The following is a 6,538-nucleotide window of genomic DNA, read 5'->3' as shown; positions in this document are numbered from 1 at the left end:
TTTTGTGCCGAAGGGGGGACTCGAACCCCCACGGGATCTCTCCCACTGCCCCCTCAAGACAGCGTGTCTACCAGTTCCACCACTTCGGCTTATAGTACAGCGAGGATTTTAATTTACAAAAAATGATTCAATTTAAATAGTTATTTATTTTTACTATCTTTACTGCTATTTTGTTCCTGGGCAGGTACTAAAATATCTGATCCTGAACCTGAAGCCGCAGGAAGCATAGATGCAGGCGAAGCTGTCTGCTGCTCACTCAAAACCTTTTTTAGCGCACTTTCCGGCTCCCTTTGTATCTGCTTTGAAAACAGGGCAATAACAAGAGAAGTAACAGCAAAAGTAATCCCTAACCACATTGTTACCTTAGCAAGGAAGGATCCGGCTCCTCTGCCGCCGAATACAGCACCCGAGCCCCCACCGCCGCCAAACATTCCAGCCAATCCTCCGCCTTTGGATGATTGGAGCATAATGCTTACTATTAAAAAAAGCGCCACTAAAACATGTATTACTGATAAAAATGCTGCCATATTGCTACTCCTCTTTATTGCCTGATGCAGAATAAACAATTTCTGCAAATTTTTCAGCATCAAGGCTTGCTCCGCCTATAAGTGCGCCGTCAATATCATTCTGCACCATAAGGGAAGCGCTGTTTTCCGGCTTAACGCTGCCTCCGTACTGGATACGAACATCATTTGCCGCACCGCTTCCATACACATCATTAAGCCAGTTTCTTATAAATGCATGTACTGCCTGAGCCATCTCAGGAGTTGCTGTTTTTCCTGTTCCTATTGCCCAAACAGGTTCGTAAGCAATTGTTATTCTGTCCATTTTATCAACATCTATATCTTTTAATCCGCCATTCAGCTGGGCATCTATCACATCTTCTGTTTTTCCATCCTCACGCTGCTTTAGTTTTTCTCCGACACAAAGTATGATATTAAGCCCCTCATCAACAGCACGTTTGATCTTGTTATTGATCATTTCATCTGTTTCGCCAAAAATGTGCCGTCTCTCTGAATGGCCGAGAATCACAAAGCTGCATCCCGTGTCACGAATCTGCATCGGAGATACTTCACCTGTAAATGCTCCGGATACTTCCCATGACATATTCTGGGCACCGACTTTGATATTCGAACCCACGAGAAGTTCGGCTGCAAGAGAAAGATACGGAAATGACGGAACCACTCCTACATCTACAGGAACATCCGGATCTATCCTTGTCTTCAGTTCCTCAAGTAAATTTGATACCTGAGAACCTGTCATGTTCATTTTCCAGTTACCCACAATAAGAGGAATACGCATCAGGCATCTCCTCTCTCGGTCAAAGCTGCAACACCAGGAAGCACCTTCCCCTGAAGGAACTCAAGAGAAGCTCCTCCGCCTGTTGACACATGTGTCATCTTTTCGGAAACTCCTGCACTTTTCACTGCTGAAGCGGAATCGCCTCCTCCTACAATAGAAGTTGCCCCCTGTTCAGTTGCTTCTGCCACAAGACGTGCTACACCGAGCGTACCTTCGGCTGTCTCTTTTATTTCAAAAACACCCATAGGGCCGTTCCATACAATTGTTTTTGCTCCGGAAAGAATTTTTCCGAACTTTTCAAGAGATTCAGGGCCAATGTCAAGCCCGTAAGATGAATCGGAAATACTATCACATGATACTACCTCAACAGTACCGAGGCGCCTTTCTGCAAAATTAAAAACATCCGAAACAACACAGTCTACAGGCAGCACTATCTTTTCCGGATATCTACTCAGAGCCTCTGCTGCGAAATTAAGATGTTCTTCATCAAGAATCGATTTGCCGATATTTTTACCCTGTGCTTTTAAAAACGTAAACATCATTCCGCCGCCTATTAAAATTTTTGATACGCGGCCTGCAAAATTTTCAATTACAGGGATTTTATCCGAAACTTTTGCTCCTCCGAGAATCAGCACAAAAGGATTTTCCGGGTTTTCGACTGCTTTGCCAAGATATGTAAGCTCTTTTTCCATTAAAAAACCAGCAGCACATTTATCAAAATACTTTGTTACGCCTTCTGTTGAAGCGTGAGCTCTGTGCGCAGTGCCAAAGGCATCATTAATATAGACATCTCCAAGATGCGAAAGTTTTTCCGCAAACCCGGCATCATTACTTTTTTCTTCGGGATGGAATCTCAGATTTTCCAAAAGGAGGACACCGCCCTCTTTAAGGTTATCAGCCATCTCTTCAACTGTGTCCCCTATGGAATCAGGAGCAAACCCGACTTCTCTACCAAGAAGCTTTCCAAGATGTACTGCAACAGGTTTAAGACTCATCTCAGGTACAACCTTACCTTTCGGACGCCCGAGATGAGACATAAGAACAACTCTTGCACCCTTATCTATAGCATATCTTATTGTAGGAAGAGCAGCCTGAATGCGCGTATCATCAGTTATATTCTGATTCTTATCAAAAGGAACATTAAAATCCACCCTGATGAGCGCTCTTTTTCCTTTAAGATCAAGATCTTTTATTGAAAGTTTATTCATTTATTTCTATCCGATATTTGCCATCTTAACGAGCAGATCCACCATACGGCTTGAGTAACCCCACTCATTGTCATACCATGAAATAACCTTGACCATTCTGCTGCCCATCATCATCGTTGCAAGACTGTCATAAATACTGGAATGAGGATTGCCGACTATATCAGCCGAAACTACCGGGTCTGTGCAGTACTCAAGCACACCCTTCATCTCTCCTTCAGCATATTTCTTCATTGCATTATTTATATCATCAATTGTTGCATCTTTTTTCAGCTCAGCAACGAAATCCACGAGAGAACCGTCAGGTGTGGGAACTCTCACTGCCATGCCATTCAATTTACCGTCAAGATCAGGGATAACCTTTCCAACTGCTTTTGCGGCCCCTGTTGTCGTTGGAATAATTGATACGGCAGCAGAACGGGCACGACGAAGATCCTTATGCGGCAGATCCAGGATACTCTGGTCATTTGTATATGAATGAATTGTTGTCATAAGGCCTTTTTCAATACCAAAAGTATCGTGCAGCACTTTAACAACAGGTGCAAAACAATTTGTCGTACACGAAGCATTGGATACTATTTTATGCTCCGGTTTTAAATCATCATCATTAACACCAAGAACTATTGTTGCATCAATTTCATCTTTTGCAGGAACAGAAAGCAGCACTTTTTTAGCTCCTGCATCAAGGTGCATTGCAATTTTATCCCTTGTACGGAACACGCCGGTTGATTCCACTGCAATATCAACACTCATATCCTTCCACGGTAATTTTGAAGGATCACGTTCCGCCATTACCTTTATCTCTTTGCCGTCTACAATAAACGAATTACCTTTCACTTCAATATTGCCATCGTACTTGCCGTGAACAGAATCATACTTTAAGAGATGAGCAAGGGTAGCTGCATCTGTAATATCATTTACAGCGACAATCTCCACATCAGAACGTTTCATTGCGATACGAAACACAAGGCGTCCGATTCTCCCAAACCCATTAATCCCTACACGAATTGCCATTCTTTCCTCCTTGCCATAATAAAATTTTACTGCCCTACAAAATGACAGTATTATTTTTAAAAACTTACAGAAAAAATATCGAACTAAATTATATAAATTTTTCTCTGAAATGTCAAGAAAAAACAATATCTATTGCAATTATTTTACAGCAGCAGGCCTTGCAATTGAAAGCCCTCTGACTTCATGAACACCATATTCCTTTAAAACAGCAGCGCAATTATTTATTGTTGCACCTGTGGTAATCACATCATCAACAATTATTACAGTATTTATTCCGGATGGAATCGTGCGCTTAACTTTAAAAGCGCCTCTTACATTTTCCTGTCTCTCTCTCCCGTTAAGACCTGCCTGCGGTTTTGTATCTCTTGTACGTACTAAAAAATTCTTTTTCTGAAGACCTGGATTTTCTTTTATTATACCTTCTGCTATTAAATCGCTCTGGTTATACCCTCGCTCTCTTTTACGTGCAGCATGCAGAGGAACCGAAACAATAATGCTGTTGTGCGGAACAACTTGCTTTATTTTCCTGCCTATGATTCGTCCAGTCCAGAAGCAAAGGTTTTCAAATCCTCTGTACTTCATCAGGGAAATAAGATTTTTTATATCGTTTGAATACTCCCACCCTGATATACATTCAGAGAAAGCAACCTCCTCTTTTATTAAAGGGAAATCAACCTTTTCATTAAACCTGAGCATTGAGAAAGAGCCTAATATTTTCCTCGTGCATTCCCTGCATACATGGCCTTTTTCAACTTCCTTCCCGCACACAGCACACTGCCCCGGATAGATAAAATACGAGACATCGCTTAACACAGATAGAACTCTTTTTACTATTGATCTGTACCGGAGCATAATTAGTTCAGCTCAATATTTTCTGATAATACATTTTTCTTTTTATCGCCACCCTGAACTCGTAACATTATTTTTTTCCGATGGGATTATACTCATATCTACAGCAAAAGTAAAACCCTTACTTGTATTGGGATTAATAAATCCCCGATTCATTATTCCTACATCAAATTTAAATGAACCCAAATGCAGCCCGAATCCGAACGAGAGTGTAGTTCCAAGCCTGCCTCCTACTCCGACGCCCATTCTTAAAGGGAAAAATCCCAATTTTCGCCACTCAGTACCAAACACAAATCTGGGCTGAATCGAGAAAAAAGCATTATCATGGAAACTCTGAAGATAATCCGCAGTAATGATAAAATCCGATTCTTTGTATGCAACTCCGAATCTGAGCACAGAGGGTGATTTATTAGAGAATCTCTCTTTATCAACAGACCAGGAGGAGTCATCTGTGCTGTTTTCATCGCTGTCATCAAAAGACAGGACATAAAGAGAGTCTCCATTAAAATATCCTAATTCGGTTTTAGGATCTTTCCAGCTTATGTTTCCCAATGCATTGGAAAGGCTCAGGCTGAAATCCCATTTTTTGTTCAGCTTTGCCGCTGTTCCAAGATCAAGCCCCCATCCAAGGCCGCCAACAGCAACAGTTGCCTCATAAGCTCCGTGCAGATTAAATCCGTAGGGTGCTGTCTCAAGGATCATTGATGCCTTATCCGAGTTTGCATAACCTAATCCGTACAGCATCTTAAAAGAAGCACCAACGGAAAAAGCCTTTGCAAAATTCACTTTTATGGGATGTCCGTAAGAGAAGGATACTATTCCCAGCCCCATTCCCGCAGCTTTAGTCTTGCTCATATTGTATATCTGATTCATCTTGTTGCCGACAAGAGGAATCTCAAAATACTCTCTACTCAACCTTGTAAACATGCTGCCGTAAGCACGGAAAGTTAAAGCAAATCTGCCAACTGAAAACGAAAGAAACTGAATATTTGTAAGAACATGCCCAACAAAACCATTATCCGGTATTGAACTTAGAATTGCATTTACATCATCCGAATTCCAGTAGATTTTGTTGTTTTCGTCCGCGCCTTCAACAAAATATTTATCATAAAGATCTTTTGTAAATGAATTATTCCCCACTCCTGCACTTATTGAAAAGAAACTAAATGATGAACTGGGGTTATCAGGCAGTCCGAGATTTGCAGGATTCCATGCTGGTGCATACACACCTCTTGCAACAGCAGTGTAAGCCAGGCCCATACCCATTGCTCTGGCATTGGTCTGTGCAAATACACCTGACGCACCTGTTATCAGTAAACAGGAAAACAGTGTAACAATTCTTTTTACAGATCTCATGATCCACCTCCTTCCCCGTTATCATCGGAGAAATCAGCATTCACCTGTGCGGTAATCCATGAGACAATACGGATGTAATCGTCTGAGCGGATTTTAATAAATTCATTGTTTGTTCCCGGGAAAAAGTATTTAATTCCGTAATACACATACTGATTTTGTTCGAAAAGCAATAAATCATTTCCTGTGATTGTTATGTGATTGTTGGTTACAACAGAATCCTGTACTGTCCCCGGATCCCCCGAAATAACTCCCGGATTGATTTTTATCATTCGGGACAGGTCGGGAGAAGAGAAAACTTTGTTGCTGTCTGCTGCAAAACATACCTGCACAGTATCAATCCCAATAGGAAGATGGTTATACACCTTAAGATTCAATGTCCCGGAATTAAGGCGCTTTCTTATCTCTTTTATTGTATCATGCGCCTCATCATCAAGTTCCATTTCCGTAAGTTTACTCTTATTTGACAAACCAGGATATTTCACCTCAAGAGGCACTCTGAAATCAGCATCTCCCCGCACAGAAGTTGTATCATATACAGTAGCAACATTCTCTCTGTCATTTATTTCCAGCAAACCTGTAACTCTTATTTTTGTAGGAAGACAATTAATAAAATCCGTTACTTCATTTGTAGGCAGGCTTATTGTGTATCCCTCTGTCCCCTGAGTAGGTGGGATAGTATCGTTTATTACAAGATTTTTAAGATTCCCTGTTACGCTCTCAAGAGTTTCCAGAGTAAAATCTGTAATAATTCTGAATGGAAAGCCCTGAAGGTTAAGTGCGACATTAACCTCACCGACCTGAAATCCCTCAAG

The 6,538-nt window shown here is 41.3% G+C and carries 7 protein-coding genes and 1 tRNA gene; all 8 read right to left on the bottom strand.

Going from position 1 to position 6,538, the window contains the following annotated elements:
• Window positions 1–5: 5 nt before the first annotated feature.
• Window positions 6–89 (bottom strand) — tRNA-Leu (locus J7K93_13310).
• Window positions 90–140: 51 nt separating this feature from the next.
• Entirely contained in the window at window positions 141–527 is a 387-nt protein-coding gene (gene secG / locus J7K93_13305) for a preprotein translocase subunit SecG (GenBank protein MCD6117978.1), read from the bottom strand.
• Between the two features lie 4 nt (window positions 528–531).
• A complete protein-coding gene (locus J7K93_13300) occupies window positions 532–1,302 on the bottom strand; it encodes a triose-phosphate isomerase (protein MCD6117977.1) in 771 nt (256 codons plus the stop codon).
• Window positions 1,302–2,510 carry a phosphoglycerate kinase gene (locus J7K93_13295; protein ID MCD6117976.1) on the bottom strand — a complete coding sequence of 403 codons (1,209 nt, stop codon included), beginning with the start codon at window positions 2,508–2,510 and terminating at the stop codon, window positions 1,302–1,304. The genes J7K93_13300 and J7K93_13295 overlap by 1 nt, the downstream gene beginning before the upstream one ends.
• A gap of 6 nt (window positions 2,511–2,516) precedes the next feature.
• Entirely contained in the window at window positions 2,517–3,521 is a 1,005-nt protein-coding gene (gene gap, locus J7K93_13290) for a type I glyceraldehyde-3-phosphate dehydrogenase (protein MCD6117975.1), read from the bottom strand.
• Window positions 3,522–3,659: 138 nt separating this feature from the next.
• Window positions 3,660–4,373 (bottom strand): ComF family protein, encoded by a 714-nt coding sequence (locus J7K93_13285; protein MCD6117974.1) that lies wholly within the window; start codon window positions 4,371–4,373, stop codon window positions 3,660–3,662.
• A gap of 42 nt (window positions 4,374–4,415) precedes the next feature.
• Window positions 4,416–5,726 carry a hypothetical protein gene (locus tag J7K93_13280; protein MCD6117973.1) on the bottom strand — a complete coding sequence of 437 codons (1,311 nt, stop codon included), beginning with the start codon at window positions 5,724–5,726 and terminating at the stop codon, window positions 4,416–4,418.
• Window positions 5,723–6,538, bottom strand: an 816-nt coding sequence (locus J7K93_13275; protein MCD6117972.1) for a hypothetical protein, incomplete at its 5' end; no start/stop codon positions are given. The genes J7K93_13280 and J7K93_13275, both read right to left, overlap by 4 nt.

It is taken from the genome of bacterium (genome assembly GCA_021158245.1).
Classification (GTDB): domain Bacteria; phylum Zhuqueibacterota; class QNDG01; order QNDG01; family QNDG01; genus QNDG01.
Note: the sequence above shows the minus strand (reverse complement) of the source record. Positions and strands in the feature narration are given on the sequence as shown.

Bases quoted from the DNA above. Each gene is read 5' to 3' on its own strand.
- J7K93_13295 (MCD6117976.1), bottom strand. From the start codon at position 2,510: ATGAATAAACTTTCAATAAAAGATCTTGATCTTAAAGGAAAAAGAGCG.
- J7K93_13280 (MCD6117973.1), bottom strand. From the start codon at position 5,726: ATGAGATCTGTAAAAAGAATTGTTACACTGTTTTCCTGTTTACTGATA.
- J7K93_13300 (MCD6117977.1), bottom strand. From the start codon at position 1,302: ATGCGTATTCCTCTTATTGTGGGTAACTGGAAAATGAACATGACAGGT.
- J7K93_13285 (MCD6117974.1), bottom strand. From the start codon at position 4,373: ATGCTCCGGTACAGATCAATAGTAAAAAGAGTTCTATCTGTGTTAAGC.
- gap (MCD6117975.1), bottom strand. From the start codon at position 3,521: ATGGCAATTCGTGTAGGGATTAATGGGTTTGGGAGAATCGGACGCCTT.
- secG (MCD6117978.1), bottom strand. From the start codon at position 527: ATGGCAGCATTTTTATCAGTAATACATGTTTTAGTGGCGCTTTTTTTA.